This is a genomic window from Belliella aquatica (assembly GCF_014637795.1).
Taxonomy (GTDB): Bacteria; Bacteroidota; Bacteroidia; order Cytophagales; family Cyclobacteriaceae; genus Belliella; species Belliella aquatica.
In genome coordinates this window covers 170,557-197,382 of record NZ_BMFD01000001.1, presented here as the reverse complement: position 1 = coordinate 197,382, position 26,826 = coordinate 170,557, and the positions used below count along the sequence as shown (strand labels likewise).

Genomic DNA, 26,826 nt, shown 5'->3' with positions numbered 1-26,826 from the left:
CAAGTACTATGCCAACAACTAATTTTCATTAAATCTGATCCCCATCAGTTCCATCAACTTATGAGCATTGAAGCTTGGGCAGGGACCTTCTTTGATAGTATAATCAAAATGAATCTCTTTGTCGGTGATTTCGCTGTGGAAACTTTTGTTCACCAGATAATTCAATTTTTCTTCCAATCCACTCAGCTCAATGTCATGGGTAGAAATGATTCCTTTGCCTCCTGCGGCATATAATTGATGAATCAGAGCTTCACTTCCCATAATTCTATCCGCAGTGTTGGTTCCTTTTAGAATTTCATCCAACAAAAAGAATACCTTCACTCCAGATTCGGCAGTGTCAAGCAAAAGCTTTATTCTCGCCAATTCTGCATAAAAGGAGCTGACACTTTCCCCTAAATTATCGGAGTTTCGCATGCTTGTGAACAGTTGAAAACTCCCCATTTCAAAAGATTTCGCAAAAGGGCTAAGGCCAAGGTTAGCCAGGACCATGTTGATTCCTAAAGTCCGCATAAAGGTGGTTTTGCCAGACATGTTTGCTCCAGTCAAAAGCACGATGTGATTGGAATCAGACATGCTAAAATTATTTCCAATAGCAATGTTTGGGTGTAGTAATGGATGACAAAGGTTTTCCACTTTTATTTCTTCCCCGTCAAGCCACTCTACTTTGCAGCTGAGCTTTTCTTCTTTGGAAAAAGATGCCAGAGAAATCAAAACTTGCCAATCTTCAAAACTCGTTTCCCATTGATTGAGGTATTTTCCGTTCTTATTTTTCCACAAAATCAGTTTCCACCATAGAAATAAATCAGTCCAGAAAAGTAAATTGAAAATCAAATACATCAAATTCAGCCTATTCTGAATCATGAATGTTTTCTGTTCCAAAGATTTCAAGACTTTTGGGGCTTCGATTTCTTCGTTTTTGAATGCATGCTGAAGGGTTTTCAAATGAGTATCTTGGAATTTTTCATTGACCAAAAGGGAAGACCAAAAAGCGAAGGTTTTCACATCTCCTTGATTGGGCATCAGCATGGCGGCTTCTTGAAGCGGCTTGAAAACAGTCGCGAGGAATACTCCTCCCAAAAGAATCCAAAGTCCAATCCATCCAAATGGCATTCCAAAATATAAGGTGCCGATCAAGAGGGCCAAACCTCCGACCGGACCAAGTACCATTGGGATAAATAGCCAGGATTTAAAAGAAATCGATGATTCTAGCCATTTGTAAAACTCATCTTTGGATTTTTCCTTCTTGATAAATGCGCGTCCCAGGGCTTCAAAGCTTTGAAGAAACTCACCTTTTGTCGAGAGTTCCCTGATACTTGCACTTCGCTCTTTGGCCGTACTTGGATTAAATTGACTTTTCATCCAAGAGACCAATTTTCCCTTACCTCCTTTATTCACAGTATGGTTGAGCATTTGGAAAAGGGAATGCTCCCCAAAAAGATCCAAGTCATTTGCAAAAGGATGGCTTTTTTCTTGAAATTCAATTCCCGAATCAAAAGCGCTCAGTTTTCTTTCTTTTCTCAGTTGAACATCCCCGCGCATGCGGATCAATTCTTTCAAAAACGCTTCCTTATCTTTTTGCTTGTTGAATTGCAGGATAAAATAGACAAAAAGCCCAATCAATATTGGCAATAAAAGTAAAAGTAACCTTACCTCACTGATGCCTACGATAGCAACGACAAAAATCCCAAAGAATAAAATAAGTCTGATAATGGAAAGTCCCGCTGCTTTTTTCTTTGTGTTGCTGAGTGTTATTTCTAGTTTACTAAAGTCTATTTGATCAATCATTCTGCAAAATTAGTGTTTATAAATGATTTCAACAGTTGACAAATCAATATCTGTTGGAATTCCTAAAAGGAAACGCGTAAATAGCCTTAGTGATTTTTTGTTTTTCTGATTTCGATATATTGGCACAGGCTACAGCAATCCACAATTAATCCTTAACTTTGTCTTCCATATAACCAACCCATCAATCCCCCATGAACGAAAGGTATATGCAGCGTGGTGTTTCTGCTTCAAAAGAAGATGTTCACCAGGCAATTTCTAAGTTGGATAAAGGACTTTTTCCCAAAGCATTTTGTAAAATCGTAGAAGATACACTTGGCAATGACCCTGAGTATTGCAACATCATGCATGCAGATGGTGCAGGTACGAAGTCCTCTCTGGCTTACATGTATTGGAAAGAAACTGGGGATCTGAGTGTTTGGAAAGGTATCGCCCAAGATGCCATCATTATGAATACCGACGATTTGCTTTGTGTGGGTGCGATCAATAATATTTTGGTGTCATCGACCATTGGTAGAAACAAAAACCTTGTACCGGGAGAAGTGATTTCTGCACTTATTGAAGGAACAGAAGAAGTTCTTCAAATGCTTCGAGACAGTGGAGTAAATGTGGTGTTAACTGGTGGTGAGACAGCAGATGTGGGAGATTTGGTCAGAACGATCATTGTGGATAGCACGGTGACTTGCAGAATGCGCCGGGATGAAGTGATTTCAAACGATAAAATCAAAGCAGGAGATGTAGTCGTTGGGCTTTCATCTTTTGGCCAAGCGACATATGAAGAGTTTTACAATGGCGGAATGGGCAGCAATGGCCTGACTTCTGCGCGTCATGATGTTTTTTCTAAAGTGCTCAAGACAAAATTCCCTGAAAGTTTCGATCCTGCTGTTCCTGAGAGTTTGGTTTATTCTGGAAAATATGGATTAACCGACCCAGCGCCAGGTACTCCTGTGGATATTGGGAAATTAGTCCTTTCTCCTACGCGAACTTATGCGCCGATTATGGTGGATGTATTGAAATATCTCAGACCGAAGATCAGTGGAATCGTACATTGCAGTGGAGGCGCACAGACCAAAGTGCTTCATTTTGTGGATAACGTACATGTTATCAAAGACAATCTGTTTGAAACCCCACCTTTATTTAAAATTATTCAGGAGGAAAGTGGAACAGATTGGAAAGAGATGTATAAAGTTTTCAACATGGGTCACCGCATGGAAATCTATTTGGAAGAAAGATACGCAGAGGAAATCATTGATATCGCTGAAGGATTTGGTGTAGAAGCCAAAATTATCGGACGAGTAGTACCACATCAAGGCAAGAAAGTTACTGTTCAGGGTGCTCACGGTACTTTTGAGTATTAGAAATACCAGATTAAGGGCTATGATGAAATAAATATTCATTCCAATTAATATTATGCTTCAAAAAGTCCTTTCTACATTTTTCATCGTGCTTTTTATACTTTCCTTGGTTGGGGTATTGTTGACAAAATCTATTGACCGGTCTGATTATAAGACAAAGGACTATTATCTCGAGACCATTTCAGATCTTGAAAATCTCGAGCCCAACTTTTCAGAAGGGGAATTTTGGCAGGTGGGTTGGTCCAAAGTCAACGCGACTCCTGAGCAACCTGCAAACCTGGTAGGTTACGCACCACGTGGAAAATATGAATTTGTTCTAGATAGCAGTTTTGTGAGGGTTTTGGTTGTTGGAAACGGAGTTCAAAATATTGCGATTTTGAATTACGAGTTGCTGATCGTTCACCCCTATTTAGCAGAGAGGATAAAAACGAGTATAGAAAATCAAGGCTTGCCCATCGATTTTACTTACTTCACTGCTACGCATACTCACAGCGGAATTGGAGGTTATATTCCTGGGTTGATGGGCAAAGTTGCTTTTGGTGGGTATGATGAATTCATCGTAGAAATGCTCGAGCAAAAAACATTGGAAGGATTAGAATCAGCTTTGGCAAGTCAAGATACTGCTTTTATCAATTATCAGATTTCTCAAACAGATACTTTGGTATACAATCGATTCATCAAAGGAGGACAGGTTGATCCTTTTATTCGACAGTTGACATTTCAGAAAAAGTCAGGTGAGCGTGCAGCATTTTTAACATACAGCGCCCATCCGACTACTTTGGCGGTAAAGTTTATGGGCTTATCGGGTGATTATCCACATTATTTGATGGAGAAATTAGAAGATAAAATGTATGATTTTGCTTTGTTTGCAGCAGGGGTGGTTGGAAGCCAAGGTCCTGCTCGAACAGGTAATCAACCGGAACATACAGAGGCTTTTGCAGAAGCCGTTTATCAACAGAGTATCAGAAATGTAAAGCAAATCAGCCCTGTTTCAAAAGAGAAAATTGCATATTCAAAGCTTCCTATAGCACTTCGTGAGGCACATTATAAGTTGGGCGAAAATGTGAGATTAAACCCATGGATATTTGAATCAGCTTTTGGTAAAAGCAATGCTCATTTTGATGTATTGTTACTTGGTAATACACTCTTGCTCAGTTCAAGTGGTGAGATATCGGGTGTATTTATGAAAGATTGGGAAGCCTTAGCAAAAAGTCGTGGGCTTAATTTAATATTGACGACCTTCAATGGGGGTTACATCGGATACATTACTCCTGATGAATATTATGATTACGATTACCACGAAGCTCGAGGGATGAATTGGTATGGACCATACAATGGGGCGTACTTCAATGAGTTGATTAATGGCTTGATTTTGAAAAGCTGGTGATATTTTAGCTCAATTTCGGCTCAAAAAAAAGGGTTTCAATTTCTTGAAACCCCTTTGATTTATTCTTCAAATCCTGTCATGTCTATCTTTTCATCTTCCAGATAGTGCGGATACATTTTCTTATGTTCTTTTTTGACTTCTCTGACCAAGACCTCTCTAAATTCTTCGACATTCTGACCACTTTCCGCGGCCATGAAAACAGGAGAAATACCAGTTTTTTTCTTGTATGCTTCTGCGAGTTTTTCGAAGTCTAGGAAATTACTTTCTTCTAATTCGATTTCAGTCATATTCATTTGTTCCTCTTCGGATGGCATCTGCGATACAAGATCGATTTTATTGAAAACAAGCAACATTGGTTTTTCGCTCGCTCCGATTTCATTCAATGTCTCGTTGACAACAGCGATATGATCCTCAAATCCTGGATGGCTGATATCTACTACATGGATCAAAAAATCAGCTTCTCTGATTTCGTCCAAGGTAGATTTGAAAGACTCAATTAAGTGTGTGGGTAATTTTCTAATAAACCCAACTGTATCAGAAAGCAAGAAAGGAATATTTTCAAGCACTACTTTTCTCACCGTAGAATCGACTGTAGCAAAAAGCTTGTTTTCGGCTAAAATATCAGTTTTAGTGATCAGATTCATCAAGGTGCTTTTTCCGACGTTAGTATAACCCACTAACGAAACCCGAACTATTCCTTTTCTACTTTTACGTTGAGTCACACCTTGTTTTTCTACTTCTTTGAGTTTCTCTTTGAGAAGTGTAATCCTTCCGCGGATGTCTCTCTTATCCGTTTCAATTTCTTTTTCACCTGATCCACCACGCGTGGTTGTCCCACCTCTTTGTCTTTCCAAGTGAGTCCACATATTAGTCAGTCGAGGCAAAAGGTATTGAAATCTTGCCAATTCAACTTGAGTTTTTGCTTGTGCAGTCTGGGCTCTTTTGAGAAATATATCCAAGATCAAGAGTGAGCGGTCATACACTTTTACTTTAAGTTCATTCTCCAAGTTTCTCATCTGTGATGGAGAAAGGTCATCATCAAAAATCACCATATCGACCTCAAAATGTTCGATATATGTTCTGATTTCTTCTAATTTTCCTGTTCCAACAAAGCTCTTCACATCGGGTTTTTCGAGTCTTTGAGTGAATTTATAGACAGTTTTTGCACCCAATGTCTCAGTCAAAAAAGCCAGCTCGTCCAAATAATCATGAACTTGTCTGTCCGACTGCCCTTGCTTGATTAAGGCTACAAGTACAGCAGTATCTTCTTTGGGAGCTGTTTCGTGTAATTTTTGAAGTTTTTTGGAATATTTAGTCATATTATATTTTGAGCGCTGTCATTGAAAAGGAAAAGATCAGCTTTTTAGTTCCTGTTCTATTATCTTACAAAAATACCATCCTCGGATGAATTCCTATTATCTTTGATGCTTTAATGAAAATAAAAGTCCACAAACTTCGTAAACTAAATCAGATCATATGAAAATTAATTCAACGCCCTTCGAAGGAGTTTTTGAACTTGTACCCCGAGTTTTTGAAGATAGTAGAGGTTATTTCTTTGAATCTTTTAAAGCTGAGGCTCTAGAATCACAAGGAATTCATGTGAATTGGGTGCAAGAAAATCAATCTTACTCCCAAGCAGGGACTATTCGTGGACTTCATTTTCAAAAAGAACCCCATGCTCAGGCCAAGTTGGTTCGTGTCATCATAGGAAAGGTCCTCGATGTGATTGTAGATTTAAGAAAGGATTCAAAAACTTTTGGACAATCGTTGAGTATTATTCTTGATAGTAAGATCAACAATGCATTATATATTCCAGCTGGCTTTGCACATGGTTTTTCGGTGTTGGAGACGGCAGTTTTCTTATATAGATGTTCGAACTATTACAATAAAGAAGCCGAGGGAGGAATTCTTTGGAATGATCCTGAGTTAGCTATTGACTGGCAAGTAGAAAATCCAATCTTATCAGAAAAAGACAATACTTGGCCGACATTAGAAGAATTTAAAAGACAAACGGGAGGTTTATAAATGAGTATTTTCGATTTTTTCAAAAAGAGTCCATCCAATACATCTAAAGAAAAGCTTCGGTTAGATTGGATGCAGGTGGATATGCACTCTCACTTGATACCTGGTGTAGATGATGGATCAAAAACATTGGAACAATCCATAGATTTGATCCAAAGGCTCAAAGGTTATGGGTTGAAAAAAATCATCACTACGCCCCATATCATGTGGGAATTTTATAAAAATACGCCTGAGATTGTAGTCAAAGGGATAAAGACACTGAGAGAGGAATTATCAAATCAGGATATCGATATAGAAATTCATGGTGCGGCAGAGTACTATTTGGATGAATTCTTTTTTGAGAAAATTAAAAGAGGAGAGCAGTTGCTGACTGTTTCAGACAATTTGATTTTAGTAGAGACGGGATTTATAGAGAAGCCTGCGATTTTTCTGGAGACTTTATTTGAGCTAGAACTTCAGCATTATAAGCCTATATTGGCTCATCCTGAGCGGTATTTTTATTTGCTGAATGACAAGAAACTAGTTCATGATTTATTGGATAGAGACGTTTTTTTTCAAATTAATCTGCTTTCATTGACAGGGTTTTATTCCAAAGAGAGCAAGTTATTTGCCGAAACGCTGATTGATGAAAACAGGGTGAAGTTGGTGGGTACGGATTGTCATAATGGAAGGTATTTGGATGCTTTGGAAACACTTCCCCAAAGTAAGTATTATGAAAAATTGCAAGCGCTGGACTTGTTGAACAAGACTTTATGAAAATACTAGTTACAGGTGCATCAGGATTGCTTGGGAGTTATATTGCTGATAAGTTTCTTAATTTAGGAGAGATCTATGCGCTCAAAAGGGTAAAAAGCGATACGACTCTTCTTCAGGACAAAAGAATCAATTGGATAGAAGGAGATATCAATGACTATCAATCTCTAGAAGCTGCATTTGAAGGTATGGACATGGTTATTCATGTGGCAGGATTGGTTTCATACCTTGACAAAGACAAGAAGGCATTGATGGAGGTGAACTTGGTGGGTACTACCAATGTGGTCAATGTCATGCTCCAAAAAAACATCAAAAAACTGATTCATATTAGTTCTGTGGCCGCCCTTGGAAGAACACCGGACGCATTTACAGTCACGGAAAATCAGAAATGGACAGAGTCTCCACTTAACTCATCGTATGCCATTTCAAAATATCTGGCAGAACTGGAAGTTTGGAGAGCAGCACAAGAAGGCTTGGATGTCATGGTCGTCTATCCATCTTTAGTTTTGGGAAAAATCTCGGACAACAGAACGAGTACAAAAATCTATGACTATGTGCTCAAAGAAAACTCCTACTATCCATCTGGCATCATTAATTACGTGGATGTAAGAGATGTTGCAGAAGCGGTAGCACAATGTTTTATCAAAGACTCTTGGGGAAAACGGTATATCATCAATGCTGATGCTATTTCATACAAGCAATTTTTCGAAGAATTAGGGAAAGCATTTGGAAAAAAAGCTCCGAATAAACCTATTTGCAATGGAATGTTGAAAATCGTTCTAATAGGCTCTTGGCTTGGAAGATTGTTTGGTTTGAGTAAAATACCTCTCAGTCCTCAATCTGCAAAACTCGCTCAACTCAAATTCAAGATGTCCAATGAAAAGATCAAGAAGGAACTTGATTTTAATTTTAGGACATTGTCTGAAACGCTATCTTGGGCAAAAGAGAACCAATCAGAATAAGCTGTCGTTTGTAAATGTCTTATTTAGAGAATCGCTTCCACATGAATGGAGCACAAATTTATTCTCACAAAGCAAAAAATAATTTGAATTGATTTTGAGACACTAATTTAATTGGTAACTTAAGTTAGAATTTAAAATATAGCCGATGACCGGAGATTTTGAAAACGAATGGAATAACGATAAAGAGTTGGTAGAAAGATTTGAAAACTCCCTCAAAGCCAATTTAGACCTTTATTTTGAAGAGGAGGAGCTGGAGGATATCATCCGCTTTTATTTTGAGAATCAAAAATTCCTCAAGGCACTAAGAGCCTCTTCCCATGCTTTGGAGAAATTTCCATTTAGCATAGAGATCAAGCTACTCAAGGCGCAATGTCTTATTTTCAACGATGAGTTGGAGGAAGGTCTTGAGCTTTTAGAAAATATCAACAACATTTCTCCAAACAATGAAGAAATCATTTTGGCTTTGACCAATGCGATGATGATTTCTGGCAGTATCAAAGAAGCGATTGCCATGCTGGAGGAATTTCTTCCCTTAGCAGAAGACAAAGCTGAGGTTTTTTACTCTCTTGGTACCTTTTACCGAGCAGATGAAAATACAGAGAAAGCCGTTTATTATTATAAAGAATGTGTCAAAGTCAAGATCAATCATGAAGATGCGCTTTTTCAATTGGCGATGATCACAGAGGAAGAAGGGTCATTTAATGAAATCTTAGAATTTTACCAAGAGTTTATAGATCAGGATCCGTATTCTGCTGGTGCTTGGTACAATTTAGGTGTCGTCTACAACAGACTTGGAAGGTTTGAGGATGCGATCAAAGCCTATGATTATGCTTTGATCATTGATGATACTTTTGCTTCGGCATATTTTAATCTCGGTAATGCTTACATGAACACCGAGCAGTTTGAGTTGGCGCTAGAAGCCTATCAAAACACGATCAACTGTGAGGGTACCAATTCTGAGAACTGCTGCTACATGGGTGCTGCTTATGAAAAGCTTGGGCAGATTGATCAGGCTTTCAAATACTTCAAAAAGTCAGCAAAATTAGATCCTGAATATGAAGATGCTTGGTTTGGCTTAGGAATGTGTATGCTGAAAAAAGAGAAATTTTTTGAAGCTATTCATTATTTCAAGAAGGCATTGAAATTGTCTGACGACAATGCTAATTACTGGGTTGGTCTGGCTGATGCGGAATATCAGTTGGGAAATCTTCATGCAAGCTCTGAAGCTTATGAAGAAGCGATCAATTTAGAGCCTGGAATTGTAGAAACGTACATTAATCTTTCCATAATCTATTTTGATCAAAATAGATTCGAAGAAGCAGAAGATGTGATCAAAGAAGGGATAGAAGAGTTGCCCGAAAACTCAGAACTGTATTATCGCTTGGTCGTCTATTTGATCAAAGCGGGTAAATACAAAGAAGCCTTTACTTATTTAGAAAATGCATTAACTTTGGATTTCGAAAAGCATACAATTTTGTATGATTTGATGCCTGAGGTGAAGCACCAAAAGGCTATTTTCAAGATTATCTCTCAATTTAAGGAAGGTTCTTCACCTTCCTAAAATCATTTTATCACCTGAAAAAATCAAGAAAATGAACTACGTTTTAAACAACGTTCCTGTACGTACAGAAAAACCACGTTCTGCAGGATTCACCATGGTCATGGACAAGGGTCTCAGTATCAGAGAAGTTGAGGATTTTGTAGATGCACATGGAGAATTTGTTGATATCGTTAAATTTGGCTGGGCCACATCTTATTTGACAAAAAATCTAGCCCAAAAAATAAGTATTTACCAAGACGCAGGAATCCCTGTTTATTTCGGAGGAACCTTATTCGAAGCTTTTGTAATCAGAAATCAATTTGAAGACTACAGAAGAGTGCTAGAAAAGTATAATTTGAGTTTTGCGGAAGTTTCTGATGGATCGATCAGCCTTGCGCATGACAAGAAATGTGAATTTATAGAGACGCTTTGCAAGGATGTCACTGTATTGTCAGAAGTAGGTTCAAAAGACGCTGCTAAAATCATCCCTCCATACAAGTGGATTGATCAGATGGAAAAAGAACTTCAAGCAGGTTCTTGGAAAGTTATCGGAGAAGCAAGAGAAGGGGGAAATGTTGGGCTTTTTAGAGATTCTGGAGAAGTAAGACAAGGTCTTGTGGAAGAAATTTTAACCAAAATTCCTGAAGAAAAAATCATTTGGGAAGCTCCGCAAAAGGAACAGCAAGTGTGGTTTGTGAAGTTGCTCGGTGCGAATGTCAATCTAGGTAACATCGCTCCAAATGAACTGATTCCATTAGAAACTATCCGACTGGGACTTAGGGGTGATACTTTTGATCATTTCCTTGGAGATATAAAATTATAAAAAACTTGGACTGCTTTATCTCAACAAGGCAGTCCAATTCGTTTTCATTCATGACTCAATTCAAAGATACAGTCCTTACCTTTCTGAAAGGAATGTCAATGGGCGCAGCTGACATCGTTCCTGGTGTGTCGGGAGGATCAATCGCCTTAATCACAGGAATCTATGAAAAGTTGCTCGACAGCATCAACTCCATAGATCAAACTGCACTTAAGTTGCTCTTCAAATTTCAAATCAAAGCCTTGTGGAAGCACATTAATGGTGCTTTTCTAGCAACGCTATTATTGGGAATATTGACCAGCATATTCGCACTCTCTAAGTTGATCACCTATATGATCGAAAACCATCCCATTCCGGTATGGTCATTTTTCGGTGGTCTGATTATCATTTCTGCTATCATTATTCTTCGGGATATCAAAAAATGGTCTTTGGCTGTTGTCGTAGCTATTTTGATAGGAATCATTGGCGCCTATCTATTTACCAGTATTCCACCAGTAAGTTCACCTGATGGATATTGGTTCACCTTTGTTGCTGGCGCAATAGCTATTTGTGCGATGATTTTGCCTGGAGTATCAGGAAGTTTTCTTCTTTTGATGCTAGGCCAATATGAAAGAATATTAGCTGCAGTATCGGAAAGAAATATTTTGGTTATTGCCATTTTTGGAGCTGGATGTATCACGGGGCTTTTAGCTTTTAGCCGCGTTATTTCTTGGCTTTTGAAAAAGCACCATGCCATTACTATTGGATTGTTGTCAGGATTTATGCTGGGTTCTATCAACAAGCTTTGGCCTTGGAAAGTCGTGTTGAGTTATCGCTTGTCTTCTTCTGGAGCTCAGAAGCCACTTTTGACAGAAAATATTCTTCCTCAAAATTACCTTGCTGTAACTGGAGAAGAATCCTTATTTTTACAGGCAATATTGGCTTTTTCTTTCGGTATTCTGTTGGTAGTTGGAATTGAAAGACTTGCTTATTACATGAAAAGACAATGAGAAAATTCGGCTTAATCGGTTATAAACTTACCCATTCCTTCTCCAAAAAATATTTCACTGAGAAATTTGAAAGAGAGGGCTTGTCTGATTGTCAATTTGATCTTTACGAATTGGATGAAATCGAGCATTTGAAAGACGTTTTGGCTCAAAATAAAGAGTTAGAAGGCTTGAGTGTAACCATTCCTTACAAAGAAAAAGTGATTGCTCTTTTGGATGCATTGGATCCTGCATGTGAAAATATCGGTGCAGTCAATTGCATCAAATTGAATAATGGAAAGCTTACAGGGTACAACACAGACTATATTGGATTCAAGATTTCACTTGAAACCTGGTTGGGTGAAGATCGTCCAAAAGCCTTGGTTTTAGGAACGGGAGGTGCTTCCAAGGCAGTTATTCAAGCATTGAAAGACTTAGAAATTGAGTATTTGATTGTGTCCCGCACACCAAGTGATGTGGAAGAATTGATTACCTATCAAGACCTAAAAGTGGATGATAGCATCTTAAAAAGCCATCATCTTATTATCAATTCTACTCCTCTTGGGACATTTCCAGAGACAGAAGTGATGCCTGATATCGATGTGAACTTGATCACAAATCAGCATAAAGTATATGATTTGGTCTATAATCCAGAGAAAACTTTTTTGATGCGTTCTATGGAAGCGCGAGGTGCGGTAGTTAAAAATGGTTTGGAAATGCTACATCTTCAAGCAGAAGCTGCTTGGAAGATTTGGAATTAATTTCTTACCATTTTAAAAAATTATCATGTACTGGAAAAAACTATCACACGAACAAATAAAAGAAATCGTATTCAAAGCCCTTGGTGAAAACCTTGATTATAGAGGCGAAAGACCAATTCTAGGTATTCCCGGGACTTATTTGGACACTTCAGAGTTCTATCCTGACGCTCCTTTTCTTCAGGATGCCCCATTTATGTCTGCTATGGTGCGTAATCCCAATCATATTGGTGTGCACACTTTAAGTGAAAAATCTGTCTTGGAAGTTTTCGAAGGGACACAAAAGATTGAGCGCGATTTAATTCACTTGGTTTCTGAGGAAATTTTCAATGGAGAACCAAATGGCCAAGATGGATACGTCGCTACTGGAGGAACAGAAGCGAATATCCAAGCCATGTGGATATACCGCAATTATTTCATGAAAGAGCATGACGCTCGACTGGGAGAAATCGGTTTAGTCTATTCTGAAGATTCTCACTATTCCATGCCAAAGGGGGCAAACATTCTCAATATTCAAAATATCATTCTTGAAGTAGATTCTGAAACTAGGGAGATCCTTAAATCATCTCTGGAAGAGAAAATCAAAGAAGCCAGTGCGAATGGAATCAAATACTTCATTGTGATTGCCAATTTATCCACAACGATGTTTGGGTCGGTGGATGATATCGATATGTTGGGGGATTTTTTCAGTAATCAAAATGTGGATTTCAGAATTCATGTCGATGCTGCTTATGGAGGATTTATCTATCCTTTTACCAATACGACGAGTCGCTATACATTCCAGAATCCCTACATGAATTCGATCACTGCCGATGGGCATAAGATGCTTCAGACGCCTTATGGCACAGGTTTGTTTTTGATCAGAAAGGGATATATCGAATATGTGAAAACTGACGAAGCGCAATACATCCCTGGAAAAGATTATACCATCAGTGGAAGTCGCTCTGGTGCCAATGCAATTTCGATGTGGATGATTTTAAAAATTCACGGTTCAGAAGGCTGGAAGTACAAAATGGAAACCCTCTGTGACAAAACTGAGCGGATTTGTAAGAAACTGGAGAAAATGGGTGTAGAGTATTTCAGAAATCCATATAACAATATCATCGCAATCAAGGCCAAATACATGTCAGCCGAACTTGCTGACAAATATTATTTGGTTGCAAATTCTTACGAACACAAAGCTGAATGGTACAAAATTGTGGTGATGCCTCACGTCAAGCCCGGTACTATCGATAGCTTTTTGATGGATCTTTCAGGAGAGTTGAAGTCGAAGAAAAATTAAGATAGTTAGGAATAGAAAAAGCGGAGATGTAAGATTCTCCGCTTTTTTTATGCCTAAATCACAAATTGTCTAAAGGTGAAAACGATATTCGATTAATAATATTCATTTTATAAACATGCGACCCTTTTAGGGTCGTTGGGTAGGGTATTTATCCTATGATTTCTATAAACTTATTATCCCTTCGGGATAAATAAAGATAAAATCTTACCGAATAGAGTATGCTTTTTTTAAAGTTAATGTTAGAAATATTACTGATATAGATAAGCTCAATGTAATTTTGGTTAGTTTCTATTATAGATCAAGATTGATAAATCTCGACCTCGAAGAGGTTTTATGTTTCTAGGAAAACCAATATGCACATGCCAACCCAGACCCCACTGGGGTCGAATATTCTCTTTCGACATGGAAATCAGACATAGAATATCCATTGGGATAAATGGAGAATAAATTTTACGCTATGTACACGCTAATTTTCACATGATAGAATTTTATACTATTGAGCTGTATTCAATGCATTCCTGATCTCAAAAATAATCAATAGCACTTCTATATATAAGTTGATAATAGGTAGAATCCCGACCTCGAAGAGGTCATATGTTTGTAGAAAAACCAATATGCACATGCCAACCCCGACCCCAATGGGGTCGAATATTCTCATTCGATATGAAAATCAGACATAGAATATCCATTGGGATAAATTGAACATAAATCCAAATTTTCTAAATACACTTGCATTCAATGGTTTCAAAAACAATACTTTATGTCTATTTTAACATGTAGAAAATTATTTCAGGGTTTAAGCGAAAAAAATGTCTGGTACTTTTTCACAAATTTATATTCAAGTAGTATTTGCTGTAAAGAATAGAGAAGCTTTGATTGAAAGTGCATGGGAGGAAGAACTCTTTAAATATATCACTGGTATTGTTCAAAATAAAGGTCAAAAACTTCTAACAATCAATGGAACACATAATCATATACATATTCTAATTGGTATGAAGCCATCCTGTTGTCTTTCTGATTTGGTCAGAGAAATAAAAAAAGCCTCCACTAATTTAATAAATAGTAGAAAAATGACCAAGTTCAAATTTCAATGGCAAGATGGGTATGGTGCTTTTTCTTATTCACATTCTTCTTTGGATAAGGTTATTTCTTATATTAACAATCAAAAGGAGCACCACAGAAAAAGGAGTTTCAAAGAAGAGTATTATGAGTTCCTGAAAAAATATGAGATTGATTTTAAAGATGAGTATCTGTTTGAATGGATAGACTAATTTATTTTTCAAATCAGTCTTGGCCATTCTTTTTCATTTTAAATCCCAAATAGTAAGCATACCTAGGGTGTTCAAATTTTATAAAGGCCGTATTCCATACAATCCAGACCTTGAAGAGGTCTTAGGTTTCTAGAAAATCAAGATTTACATCCCAACCCCGACCCCAATGGGGTCGAATGTCCTCTTTAGATTTAAAGATCAAGCACTTTATCCCTTCTAGACAAATAACATTTTACTAACTTACCCTCGAATACTTGAAAGATCATTTGTGAACAAACTCATCACCGCGTACAGCTATTGGAAATTACTCAGTTGGAGGAAAATCTCTAACTATTTTTTGTTATTCTCTTCATTTCACTATAGCCGCTGGATCAAAAAACCTATAGTCTGGGGAAAACCTACGACACTCTCTATAGAACCAACCACAAGCTGTAATCTCAGATGCCCGGAGTGCCCAAGTGGCTTGAGGAGCTTTTCCCGTCCAACCGGGATGATACAGGAAGCACTTTTCAAAAAAATTATTGATGAAAATGCAGCTGATCTTACCTATTTACACTTATACTTTCAAGGCGAACCTTATTTGCATCCACAGTTTTTGGAATTGGTAAAGTATGCGAATGAACGAAAAGTCTTCACAGCTACCTCTACGAATGCACATTATTTAACAGACCAAAATGTAGCTAAAACATTGGATTCAGGGCTGAAACAATTGATTGTGTCTATGGATGGGATTACTCAAGAAATTTATCAAGATTATCGGGTTGGGGGGAGTTTGTCTAAAGTTCAGGAAGGACTGAAATTACTGATTGAAAAAAGAGCAGAAAGAAAGCAGCGCTATCCGCGAATCATTCTTCAATTTCTCGTGACAGGAAAAAATGAACATCAACTCAATGAATTGAAATCTTGGGCAATTGAAATGAAGGTAGACGAGTTGCAGCTGAAGTCTGCACAGATTTACGATTTTGAAAATGGCTCTGAGTTAATTCCAAGCGAAGAGAAATATTCGCGATATATATTAGCGAAAAGTGGAAAGTGGAAACTCAAAAAGTCCATTGAAAACAAATGTTGGCGCATGTGGCAAGGCGCTGTCGTGACTTGGGATGGGCGTGTGGTCCCCTGCTGTTTTGATAAAGATGCAGAACATGTTATGGGCCAAGTTAATTATACTCCGATGGCTGAAATATGGCAAAATTCAAATTATCAGCAATTTAGGAAACAGCTTCTTTCAGACAGGAGGGAGATAGAAATTTGTAAGAACTGCTCTGAGTAAATGAAAAAGCCCTTATTTTAGCTGTTAGGCTATTTCTTTACTGCATGGAATAGTTATCTTTACGCAAGTTTTCTCATATTTTATACTGAAAGATTACCATTCTTGCTTCTATGGAGTGAACGTTTTCATTTTCATTGATGCAATTGATCTTAAATGTCCTTACCCTTATGCATTCACCTCTAATTTCATTATTTAGAAACCTTTGTGCTGCAATTATTCTCTTTTCAGCCCTTTTTTTAGTGGTTCCGAATCAAGTTCAAGCCCAGTCTTTATCTGATATTTCTAGTATCAATGTAGAGGAATTGTCTGATGAGCAGATCAAAGAGCTTTTGAGAAGAGCAAGCGAAGCAGGGCTTTCTGAGGCTGAATTGATCCAAATGGCACGATTAAGAGGCTTGTCTGCTTATCAGATTGAAAAGCTACAAGAGCGAATTGAAAAAATAAATTTCGCCGGATCAATGGGTAGATCTACCTCGGGAGGCGCCTCCAAAAGAGAACCACGTACCCAAGGTGACATCAATGAAATTACGCAAGGCATATTCAAGTTTCAACAAAGTGGTGCACTGAAAGAAGAAGAATCTCCTTATTTTGGGACTGACCTTTTTTATAACAAAAACAGGAAATTAACCTTCGAACCTAACTTAAATCTAGCAACTCCAAAAAGCTATATTTTGGGAGCTGGAGATATGATTTATATAGATATCTATGGCCAATCTGAGAAATATTACGAAGCGAATATCAATCCTGATGGGTTTGCGATCATCGATAATATCGGTCCAGTAAGTCTTTCAGGTAAATCGATAGAAGAAGCCACAGCGATATTGAAAAATAGAATATCTGGTTTTTATGAGGGAATGAGAGGATCAAATCCAAACACCTTTATTCAGGTGACCCTAGGGAATGTCAGAACAATAAAAGTCCACTTGGTTGGTGAGGTCAGGTTGCCTGGAACATTTACGCTGAGTGCTTTCAGTTCGGTTTTTAATGCACTTTATGCAGCAGGGGGGCCAAATGAAAACGGTACCATGCGTAATATCAAATTGGTAAGAAACGGGAATGTTGTATCTACGATCGATATTTATGATTTTCTAATCAATGGAAAAGCCAATCTAAATCTCCAAATCCAAGATCAAGACATCATTTTGGTGGAGCCTTTTGAAGGTAGAGCCACGATGGAAGGTGAAGTAAAGAGAAAGAAGATATTTGAAGTGAAGAATGGTGAAAGCTTTGACCAATTACTCAAATACGCAGGAGGTTTTACCGATGAAGCTTTTCAAGACCGAATTACAGTGACGAGGGTGACTGGTAAACAAAGGGCAGTCTCTGATATCTTCAAAAATCAATTTGAAATTTTCACTGTAAAAGGTGGTGATATCTACACCATAGGAAAAGTACTGAATAGGTTTAGCAATAGGGTTCAAATCAAAGGCGCTGTATTCCGTGAAGGGAACTACGCACTCACTGAAGGGTTGACACTTAAAAAATTGATAGAAAATGCTGATGGGATTAGAGGAGAAGCCTTCTTGGAGCGAGCGAGTATCCTAAGAACCAAAGATGACTTGAGTACAGAAATCATCAATGTTAATCTTCAAAATATTTTATCTGGAGCTGCTCAAGATATTTTACTGGAAAGAGAAGATGTTGTCAGAATTTCAAGCATATACGATCTCAAAGAAGAAATCTATGTTCAAATTACAGGAGAGGTAAAAAAGCCAGGAACATATCCTTTTTCAAAACAAATGACTGTAGAGGACCTCATTATTTTGGCAGGTGGACTTAGAGAAGCTGCAAGCACTGAGGATATTGAAATCGCGAGAAGAATTGAAAATCCTGAATCAGGGGTCTTTTCTACCTTGATCCCTATCACCATCAATCAAGATTTGAGTCTTTCAAATGAAACGGAAGTTCTCGCTCCATTTGATAATGTGATTATCAGACGCAAGCCTAATTTCACTTTGGAGAAAATGATCTTTATAGAAGGTCAGGTAAATTCTCCAGGTGCATTTGCCGTGCAATCAGCCAAAGAAAGAATCTCTGATGTCATCGGCAGAGCAGGTGGTTTGACTGCCTTTGCTTATCCAAAAGGGGCAACGTTGATCAGAAGAACAGAATATTATGATACAGAATCTGAGCAACTTAGAAGACAGAAAAACCTGATCGATCTTCAACAAAAACTCCAATTCGACCCGAATAATACTGAAGCACAAGAATTACTTCTTGAAAGGTTATTCAAAGACTTAGGAAATAGAGAAGCAGATCAAAGTAGTGCGGCAGAAAGCTCTGCTGTATCTAATGTAAAAAAGGAAACGATTTCTGGAATCGCCGAAAGTAAAGCTGATATTTCTCCTATTAAGATCAAGCAGACCGAAGCAGTGGCTATAGATTTAGAGAAAATCATCAATAATCCAGGGTCCGATTATGATTTAATTTTGGAAGAGGGGGATATCATTTCTATTCCGAGACAACTACAAACCGTAAGAATGCGTGGTGATGTCGTCTATCCTACAACCGTAAGGTATGAAAATGTAAAAGGGCTGAAACACTACATCAATAAAGCTGGCGGTTTTGACAATAGAGCAAATAGGAAGAGGACTTATGTGGTCTATGCCAATGGGGAAGTATCGAGAACTAGAAATTTCCTAGGCATACGAGCCTATCCGAATGTTGAGCCCGGTGCAGAGATTTTTGTTCCTACAAAAGGACCAAAAGTAATGCTTAGACCTGGTGAGTTAATAGGATTAACGACTGGCTTAGCCACACTAGCATTGATTATCTCACAATTAAGTCAATAAGAAGCATGTCAGAAAAGCATATTTTGGACGATAAGATTACTCTTAAAGAGGTTGTTTTGAGATTTAGATTTTGGATAAATTATTTCCGGAGTCAATGGAAATTGATACTTGGAATTGTTTTGCTTGGGGGAATACTCGGAGCCGCTATTTCAATTGTTAAAAAGCCAGTTTATTTAGCAGAAACTTCTTTTGTATTGGAAGAATCTGATATGGGAGGTATGGGAGGCATGTCTGGATTGGCTTCATTGGTGGGAGTGAATTTGGGTTCTTTAGGAAGTTCAAGTGGCCTTTTTCAGGGAGATAACATCATGGAGCTCTATCGCTCTGACAATATGATTGATAAGGCACTTTTGAGTCCTTTCGATGAAGAATCCCTTTTAATTAATCGATTTATTGCTTTCAATAAGCTCCAAAAGAAGTGGAAAAGTAAAGTAGATTTGAGTGCTTTTGATTTTTCAATCGAAAGAGCTTCCTTTTCTGTGACACAAGATTCTGTTGTGAAGGAAATCACTAAGCTGATTAGAAAAGATCATCTTGGGGTGAATAAGCCTGATAGGAAATTGACCATCATCAAAGTAAGCATTCAATCTAAAGATGAGGCATTTTCAAAAGTGTTTAATGAAACTTTGGTAGAAAAAGTGAATGGTTTTTACTTCGAAACCAAAACCAAAAAAACTGCTGAAAATCTGCAAATTCTGCAAACACAAGCAGATAGTGTTAGAAAAATACTGGACGAAAGTTTAGTGGCTTTTGCCAATACAGCCGATAGAATTCCCAATCCCAATCCGCTTTTGCAATCCGGAACAGTAGATGCCCGAAAAAGGCAAATTGACATCTCTGCTGCCTCTTCAGTGTATTCAGAAATTGTCAAAAATCTGGAAATTGCCAGAGTCAATCATAGAAACAATTCACCCTTAATTCAAATCATAGATTCTCCAAGATTCCCATTACAAAGAATCGAAATCAAATTAAAAAAAGGAATTGTATTTGGAGCTGCCATCGCTTTTATCATGCTTTTGTTCTCGCTTTATTTGACGAAGCTGTATGAAATCTATGTGAGAGAAACCCGATAACCTTTTACTTTTTTATGCTTGAAAAAACATCCCCCTTTCCATTTATCAATCTGTTTCGAAATAAGTCGATTCAGAATTTCATTTTTTTGGCAATTATTCAAGCATCCAATGTTTTAATTTCTTTGATTTCTATGCCTCTGCTTATTCAAGGAATTGGCGTAGATCAGTTTGGGTTAGTGAATTTGGCGCTATCTGTAGTTGTCTTGGCCAATATCTTTGTGAGCTTTGGGTTCAATCTTAGTGCTCCTAGGGATGTAGCGATCAACCAAAAAAACAATACGGAACTTTCTCACTTAGTTTCTAATATTTTTTCAGGAAAGATCATTTTAGCGACTATTGCTTCTGCAATAATTTTGATTGCTATTTTTGGATTTAACTTATTTCAAGAATATCAGATTATCTTGATTTTTTCTTTGTTTATGCTGTTCTCAGAGGCAACTATGCCGCTTTGGTTTTTTCAGGGAATGGAAAAAATGAAGTTGATATCTATTGCAAATATCTTCAGCAAGCTCCTTTTCTTGATGGGGATTGTCTTATTTATCCACAGTCCAGATCAATCCAAATGGGTTAATTTTCTGTTGGGAGGAGCAGGATTTTCGATTAATCTTTTACTGATTTTATATATTCATTATGAATTGGATATTACTTTTTATAAACCGAGGTTGAAACAAGTATTTCAGTCTATTCAATCCAATACTTTGTTTTTCTTTTCCATGCTGGCCTCTCATATTTCGGTCAATGGAGGATTGATTATTCTTTCTTTTTTTGCCAATTCAAACACTTTAGGGATGTTTAGCTTGGCTGAAAAGATCGGATTGGTTTTGAGGATGTTTCCCGCATTAGTTATTCAAGCTACCTATCCAAATGCTTCCAAACTCTATCAAAATGATAAGGAAAAATTCTATAGATTCTGTATCAAAATAGCTGGCTGGGCATTGTTAATTGGAACATTTATTTCCTTGACCACTTATTTTCTTGCACCAATCATTATTAAAGTACTATCAAAAAAAGAGCTCCCAGAAGCAGTAACCTTCTTAAAAGTATTGGCTTTTGTACCCTTTCTAGCCTGTCTTAACAATATCAATGTGATTCTGTTTTTAGCCAAAGATCAAAAAAACTTAATGTTTAATTCTTCTTGGATAATGTGTTTATTTATGGTTTTATTGTCCATCGCTTTGACACACTATTATGGTGGAGTAGGTCTTTCATTTGCATTGATTTCAACAGAATTATTTGTGTTTTTTATCTGCATTATGCTCAACCTCAAACATAATAGAAAAGAAGTGACTGATATTTTTAAAATTATTTCTGCCCAAAAATAATTAAAAGTATATCAAATTCGACTTTTGAACTTTAAAACCACCAATAATGATAATATTTTAAGTGAATAAGGTTTAGTGCCATAAATTCACAGGGCACCTGAAAGAGTTGCAGATAGTCTTCTCCAGTTTGATGGCTGGAAAATTAAAAACAGCGAGTCTAATAAAGCAATTGGTAATACTTTACTGTAAAGAAACTTGTATATTTTAATAAATAGATAAGTATTCAGATATAGGTAAAATAGATAATTGGATCTCCCCATCTACTGTTTTTACAAACTTTAAATTGCCCCGATTGTCAAAATCCACATAATCAATATCTTTAAATTGTTTCAGCGACAAAGAGTTGTCTGTTACTGTTAACAGATAATATGGATCTGCTAAACCCTCATACCTTTTTTTTAAATTCATATTAAGTATTAAAAATTTGGTTTCGTTTTCAAAGTAAAGAGATTTTATAAAACCGGAATCCCTAAGTCCATTTTGAAATCCCTTTGGAAATAATTCATTAAACAGTGTTTGATTATTACCAAAGGTATCTATTCTTTGAAAAAGATCTTTTTCTACTAGTAAACCCGCTTTAATATCATATGTTGCTAAAAAATCCGCTTTAGAATCTCCTAGAAGCAATTTATTGTCGAATTGACTAATCACTAATTTATTGATAGGAACTGGAAAATTCACTTCAAATGAATTTATAAAATCTCCGGACGAGAATTCAAGCACATTAAAATTCCAATTCTGTTTACCATCACTTCTTTTGATTATCAGAATTTCATTTTTCGATTTTTGGAAAAGGAAATAAAAATTCAAAAAATTACTTTCAAATAATTCGTTTAATTCATAATGTTTTTTTTCTTGAAAATTTTCATCAAACAATTTTATTTGGTTCTTACCTAATAATAGAAATCCATATTGATTGTTTTGAACCCAGAAATCACTTAACATCCCTTGAGGATAATTAGCAGGCTTTTTTTGAGTATCTAAATTGACCCTTGAAATTACCTCACTAGTTATAATATTACCTAATGAATCAGACTGAAGAAATTCGTTTTTATTAGTGATCAAATAGATATTTTCCCCATCAAATTCCCATTTCAAAATATTTGTGTTGGGTTGGTACAGAGTAGATTTTTTATCGATGGTCAACGTCAACCAAGTTTCTTTTTTTTCTAGAATAGGAATTAATATTTCTCTGTCTTTATTTGAACAAGAAAAATTTGAAATAATTAATAACACTAGTACAGCTTTTTTTATCATTTCAATTTCAAAAATACTTTGGTGTTCTTCAATCCTTTCTCTAATCTCTTTTTCTAAACACTGAAAAAAGAGTAGAGAGGTTATAAAAACATAAGATATATATTTCATATGCTTAAGTCAAAGATGTCAATTCTTAAAGAGTCTTCCTTGAGAGTTTGATCAAACTGATTATTTTTCATAAGTAGAAGTCCTTTCTTACTGACTGAAATATTAAAATGATTATAAACTTTTCCGGGGAAAAACACTTCTTTTAGTAAATTAAAATCTTGATCTAAAGTTAATATAGAAAACTCTTGTTCATAACTGTTGGGAAAATATTGCTTCCCATCAACATCACTTAAGGGTAGTACCGCAACTCTATAATAAAGACTCTTCCAAGGATCATATATGATCGCTCTATATCTTAATGCCGATAAAGTGGTTTTATCTGCCTGATCCCCTTTTGGTGCGCCCGTATAGGGTCTTGGAACCTCTTTATCCAAATTACTCTTTGCGGGTTTTTTTGATACTTTACCATTTTGCAGATCATATATAAGCAAATAATCTAATAGTGGCCATGAAATCACGGTTTGCTTCTTTTCGTTAAAAGTTCTAGAAAATGTAAGATCAAAGATAGACCAAATTTCATTTTGATAGAATGTAGGATAAGTTATCAAAGAATCGAATTCAAGTTCCTTTTTTGCTAAATCATAGCTCAGAGATAGAGGATATTGGTCGTTTATATTAGAAGGATTATAAGTATCAAAAAGTGGATATCGCATAAAATAAAGCTCATCATTTATTTTCACTGTCGGATTAGACCCATTTGTAGCGTGATTAATTAGGGTTCTCGCCTCTGATTGTACATCCCTATGACGTAATCTGTCAATAAACTTCCCTTCATCATTTATGATAATTCCACCGCTAACTTTTCCTTTTATAAACAAAAAAATTGAATCTGAATTGTGATAAGTAAATCCTTGTAAAATCCCAGTAATACCTTCAGGACCATCTATGGGCACATCTATTCTTTTCACTAATTCACCTGACTCCAAAGAGTATTTATCTACAGAGTTTGTTATTGGATTTAAGGATAAAAAGAAATTTTTAGCAGAATCAGAGTAGGTATTGATGAAAAAAAAATCCAAGGAGGTAGAATCATCTAAACTTAAAGAAACTTGACCCTTTAAATAATCATCATAAACCAAATAACTATTTGGTTTATCATTTTGACATGAAATTATGGTAAAAAGAAGAAACAATATTGGGATTAAGTTTTTCATATATATGCTTTAAAAAGCTTTACCCAAAAAATTTATGGGTATGGCTAGGAAATATTTTGTCAATAAAGAACCTAAAAAAGTAAGAAGCAAATTTTTAGTTTAAAAATTTTTACAGAATTAAAAGTGTTATTTTATGGGGGTTTTAAATGATCCCAGTTTAGGTAGTCTAATAGCTAATGCTAAGTGGCCAGAAGATGGAAATCCAGGGCATACTATAAAAATAAATTTATCTTTTACTCTGCTTAATGATCAAAGAACATATATTATGGCTCACGAAATTGGGCATACATTAGGATTTAGACATACAGATTGGGATCAAAATGGAGAATCTATTTCAAAATTTGTTCCTAATTCTAATTCAACTTCCGATGGAGCAAATCTTGTTCCTGGAACTTGGAGTGATGATCCTCTTTCTATTATGAATTCAGCTTCATATAATTCTTTCTACCCCTCTTGGCAGGACTTTTCTTATACGGATTATTTAGCAATCAGAACTACTTATCCTTTAAGTCTTTCGGAAAAGCCATTATATACGTATCAAACAGTTAGCACTGGTGGTGGAAATTATACTACTGACTTTAGTGTTTATGAATATTCAAATAACGGAATGATTTACAAAGGCTGGGGAGGATATATATATGATACCCAAGTATCTGGTTCTATACCTATTTATAAATATTATAGTCCTTTAAGTACATGGTATGTAATTTCAACTGATCCAGGAATTCATATAAATTTCCCAGGATGGGAGTTTGTTGAAATTTTGGGATATGCATTTAGCAGTAGTGGACCAAATAGAATCCCTATATACGAATTCTACAATCCTTCAAAAGGTTTTTATCATTCTTCCAATTTTAATGAGGATCAAGCTTTAGGTACAGGATGGGTTAATAATGGAATTAAATTTTACACCATGGAATTGCTTTAATTTATTTAAAAAAACCCAATTAGAAAACCTTGCTTAAACTTTATAGTTTTTGCGAGGTTTTTTTATAATTTTATTTTCCAATGAAAAATAATTCAAATCCTTCTGTAGCTATAATCCTGGTTAACTGGAATGGATTTGAATTTACTCGGGCTTGTCTTGTCTCCCTTTCTAGAATCGACTATTTAAATCATCAAATTTTTGTTGTAGACAATGGCTCTACTGATGATTCCGTACAAAAACTGAAAGAAGGGTTTCAAAATATCACGTTATTGGAAAATAAAAGTAATCTGGGTTTTACTGGAGGGAATAATCTTGGTATCAATGCTGCTATACAGGCCAATTTCGATTTAGTACTTCTCTTAAATAATGACACAGAAGTGGAGCCCGATTTTTTATCTAATTTGGTGGATTTTCAACAGGCGAATCCAGAGTATGGCATCGTTCAACCCTTAATTTTATTCAATCAAGAAAGAGATGTCATTTGGAGTGGTGGTGGAAAATTCCAAACTTGGTTAGGAAGATCAAAAACGATAGCTGATAGAGATCCTTTAAATCAATATTCAAATGAAGTCCATAAAGACCTTGATTGGGCAACTGGATGTTGCATGCTTGTACCTGCTTATATTTTTAAAGAGGTAGGTCTGTTAAACGATGCCTTTTTTGCTTATTTTGAAGATGTGGATTTCTCTCTTCGCGTGGTTGAATTTGGCTACAAAATTGGTCTTGAGCCGAAAGCTGTAATTTATCATGAAGCAGGAGCTGCCTCCAAAAAGCAATCTTCAGAAGGTCAGTTGAGCCCTACTGTTTTCTATCTTACTGCAAGAAATCAGCTTTTCCAATTGAGACTTCATACCAAATTTCCACATAATCTAATAGCATGGCCATATCAAATCTTCAAGTTTCTGATTTGGATAACTTATTTTTGTCTCAGATTACGGATTAGGAAAGTTAAAGCTGTTATTTTTGGACTTTACGATGGGTTAAGCAAAGACCCAAAATCTCAGGAATTGTTGCCTCCTCGGTAAACAATTTGATTAGTTTTACTTCTTAATGATTAATAAGCCATTTAATGATTATCCATAAAAATTGTCCAATCTGTTCTTCTTCTAACATTGTCGGAGATGCGATCGACCTTCATCGATTCGGACCGCATATTTCAAGAGCAAGATGTAAAGATTGTGGGTTAGTTTTTGCCAATCCAATGGCTGATGCGAATGACCTATTTCAGTATTATAACAACTATTATGATAAAGATATTTATCAAAGTACAGATTACAAAAGCACAATAAAAGAGGAGATTTTAAAAGTTAAAAGTCTGGATAAAGGTGAGATTTTCAAAAGTGCACCTCACTTCAGTATTTATGAAAAAGTAGGGAAATTTTTGGATGTAGGTTGCGGACTTGGAATGGGCTTGGCTTATGCTCATCAACTTGGATTTGAGCTATATGCTACAGAATTTGATCAAGGAGCGATAGATTTTGTAGAAAGTGAATTTCCTGTCAAGGTTTTTAAAGGGGAGTTATCCACAGCTAATTTCCCAGACAATTATTTTGATTTTATCCATATCAGCCACGTTATTGAGCATGTATTGGAGCCTAAAGCTTATATAGCTGAAATGAAGAGGATATTAAAGCCAGGAGGAACACTAGCTATAGGAACTCCAGATATGTCAAGTCTACTCTATAAAAGCTACAAATGGCTGAATCACCTGCAACTCAAAGTTCCTCGAATCATCGATGGCCTAGAGCATACATTTATTTTCCCTAAACACCTTTTGGCTGCTTTAATCAAAGAACAAGGACTTCAAATCAAATTGCATTATTCACATACCTTAGGAGATAAATATAGTAATCTGATAAAATACAAAATGCCTCTGAAAAATAAGCTTACACGAGTAGTTCAGAATTTCTTCAAAATCAATCAATGGATAGTCTGTGTAAAATAGGCATTACAAGAAACCATTATTTTTTTTCTAGTTGGGAAATAAGAACTTTACTTCCCTAAATTTGAGCTAACAACATCCAC

At 36.3% G+C, this 26,826-nt stretch carries 22 protein-coding genes; 18 read left to right on the top strand and 4 right to left on the bottom strand.

Annotated features, from left to right (window positions below):
- Positions 1-18: 18 nt before the first annotated feature.
- Positions 19-1,785 (bottom strand): MutS-related protein, encoded by a 1,767-nt coding sequence (locus tag IEV57_RS00850; protein ID WP_188438653.1) that lies wholly within the window; start codon positions 1,783-1,785, stop codon positions 19-21.
- 191 nt (positions 1,786-1,976) lie between these two features.
- Between IEV57_RS00850 and IEV57_RS00845 the strand changes: the two genes are divergently transcribed.
- Positions 1,977-3,140 carry an AIR synthase related protein gene (locus IEV57_RS00845; protein ID WP_188438651.1) on the top strand — a complete coding sequence of 388 codons (1,164 nt, stop codon included), beginning with the start codon at positions 1,977-1,979 and terminating at the stop codon, positions 3,138-3,140.
- 52 nt (positions 3,141-3,192) lie between these two features.
- On the top strand, positions 3,193-4,524 hold the full coding sequence (locus tag IEV57_RS00840) for an alkaline ceramidase (protein WP_188438649.1): 1,332 nt from the start codon (positions 3,193-3,195) through the stop codon (positions 4,522-4,524).
- Between the two features lie 59 nt (positions 4,525-4,583).
- On the opposite strand, the gene hflX is transcribed toward IEV57_RS00840, so the two are convergent.
- A complete protein-coding gene (gene hflX / locus IEV57_RS00835) occupies positions 4,584-5,843 on the bottom strand; it encodes a GTPase HflX (RefSeq protein WP_188438647.1) in 1,260 nt (419 codons plus the stop codon).
- Positions 5,844-6,000: 157 nt separating this feature from the next.
- Between hflX and rfbC the strand changes: the two genes are divergently transcribed.
- From rfbC to IEV57_RS00770, 13 genes are all read left to right on the top strand, one after another.
- Positions 6,001-6,549 carry a dTDP-4-dehydrorhamnose 3,5-epimerase gene (gene rfbC, locus IEV57_RS00830; RefSeq protein ID WP_188438645.1) on the top strand — a complete coding sequence of 183 codons (549 nt, stop codon included), beginning with the start codon at positions 6,001-6,003 and terminating at the stop codon, positions 6,547-6,549.
- Positions 6,550-7,302, top strand: coding sequence for a tyrosine-protein phosphatase (locus IEV57_RS00825; protein WP_188438643.1), 753 nt, complete (start codon positions 6,550-6,552; stop codon positions 7,300-7,302). It begins immediately after the preceding gene.
- Complete coding sequence (locus tag IEV57_RS00820) at positions 7,299-8,261, top strand: SDR family NAD(P)-dependent oxidoreductase (RefSeq protein ID WP_188438642.1); 963 nt, start codon at positions 7,299-7,301, stop codon at positions 8,259-8,261. The genes IEV57_RS00825 and IEV57_RS00820 overlap by 4 nt, the downstream gene beginning before the upstream one ends.
- Before the next feature lie 145 nt (positions 8,262-8,406).
- The gene (locus IEV57_RS00815; protein WP_188438640.1) at positions 8,407-9,822 is read left to right on the top strand and encodes a tetratricopeptide repeat protein; all 1,416 of its coding nucleotides are present in this window, start codon (positions 8,407-8,409) and stop codon (positions 9,820-9,822) included.
- Between the two features lie 31 nt (positions 9,823-9,853).
- Complete coding sequence (locus tag IEV57_RS00810) at positions 9,854-10,624, top strand: phosphosulfolactate synthase (RefSeq protein WP_188438638.1); 771 nt, start codon at positions 9,854-9,856, stop codon at positions 10,622-10,624.
- Positions 10,625-10,674: 50 nt separating this feature from the next.
- Positions 10,675-11,610: a DUF368 domain-containing protein gene (locus IEV57_RS00805; RefSeq protein ID WP_188438636.1), complete on the top strand. Its 936-nt coding sequence runs from the start codon at positions 10,675-10,677 to the stop codon at positions 11,608-11,610.
- A complete protein-coding gene (locus tag IEV57_RS00800; protein WP_188438634.1) occupies positions 11,607-12,347 on the top strand; it encodes a shikimate dehydrogenase family protein in 741 nt (246 codons plus the stop codon). Before IEV57_RS00805 ends, IEV57_RS00800 begins: the two co-directional genes overlap by 4 nt.
- 25 nt (positions 12,348-12,372) lie before the next feature.
- The gene (locus IEV57_RS00795; RefSeq protein WP_188438632.1) at positions 12,373-13,626 is read left to right on the top strand and encodes a pyridoxal-dependent decarboxylase; all 1,254 of its coding nucleotides are present in this window, start codon (positions 12,373-12,375) and stop codon (positions 13,624-13,626) included.
- A gap of 809 nt (positions 13,627-14,435) precedes the next feature.
- Positions 14,436-14,897, top strand: coding sequence for an IS200/IS605 family transposase (tnpA, locus tag IEV57_RS00790; RefSeq protein WP_188438630.1), 462 nt, complete (start codon positions 14,436-14,438; stop codon positions 14,895-14,897).
- A gap of 268 nt (positions 14,898-15,165) precedes the next feature.
- Positions 15,166-16,167, top strand: a complete 1,002-nt coding sequence (locus tag IEV57_RS00785) for a radical SAM/SPASM domain-containing protein (RefSeq protein WP_188438628.1) — start codon at positions 15,166-15,168, stop codon at positions 16,165-16,167.
- A 167-nt stretch (positions 16,168-16,334) separates the two neighbouring features.
- Positions 16,335-18,959, top strand: coding sequence for an SLBB domain-containing protein (locus tag IEV57_RS00780; protein ID WP_188438626.1), 2,625 nt, complete (start codon positions 16,335-16,337; stop codon positions 18,957-18,959).
- Between the two features lie 5 nt (positions 18,960-18,964).
- Complete coding sequence (locus tag IEV57_RS00775; RefSeq protein WP_188438624.1) at positions 18,965-20,032, top strand: GumC domain-containing protein; 1,068 nt, start codon at positions 18,965-18,967, stop codon at positions 20,030-20,032.
- 14 nt (positions 20,033-20,046) lie between these two features.
- Entirely contained in the window at positions 20,047-21,354 is a 1,308-nt protein-coding gene (locus tag IEV57_RS00770) for an oligosaccharide flippase family protein (protein WP_188438622.1), read from the top strand.
- A gap of 204 nt (positions 21,355-21,558) precedes the next feature.
- Here the strand turns inward: IEV57_RS00770 and IEV57_RS00765 are convergent, their stop codons facing one another.
- Both IEV57_RS00765 and IEV57_RS00760 read right to left on the bottom strand, forming a co-directional pair.
- On the bottom strand, positions 21,559-22,719 hold the full coding sequence (locus tag IEV57_RS00765) for a hypothetical protein (protein ID WP_188438620.1): 1,161 nt from the start codon (positions 22,717-22,719) through the stop codon (positions 21,559-21,561).
- Positions 22,716-23,873, bottom strand: a complete 1,158-nt coding sequence (locus tag IEV57_RS00760; protein WP_188438618.1) for a DUF4221 family protein — start codon at positions 23,871-23,873, stop codon at positions 22,716-22,718. Before IEV57_RS00760 ends, IEV57_RS00765 begins: the two co-directional genes overlap by 4 nt.
- A gap of 133 nt (positions 23,874-24,006) precedes the next feature.
- Here IEV57_RS00760 and IEV57_RS00755 point away from each other — a divergent pair, with 133 nt between their 5' ends.
- From IEV57_RS00755 to IEV57_RS00745, 3 genes are all read left to right on the top strand, one after another.
- Positions 24,007-24,801, top strand: coding sequence for a M57 family metalloprotease (locus IEV57_RS00755; RefSeq protein WP_188438615.1), 795 nt, complete (start codon positions 24,007-24,009; stop codon positions 24,799-24,801).
- Positions 24,802-24,881: 80 nt separating this feature from the next.
- Positions 24,882-25,826, top strand: a complete 945-nt coding sequence (locus IEV57_RS00750) for a glycosyltransferase family 2 protein (protein WP_188438613.1) — start codon at positions 24,882-24,884, stop codon at positions 25,824-25,826.
- A 44-nt stretch (positions 25,827-25,870) separates the two neighbouring features.
- The gene (locus tag IEV57_RS00745; protein WP_188438611.1) at positions 25,871-26,746 is read left to right on the top strand and encodes a class I SAM-dependent methyltransferase; all 876 of its coding nucleotides are present in this window, start codon (positions 25,871-25,873) and stop codon (positions 26,744-26,746) included.
- Positions 26,747-26,826 lie beyond the last annotated feature (80 nt).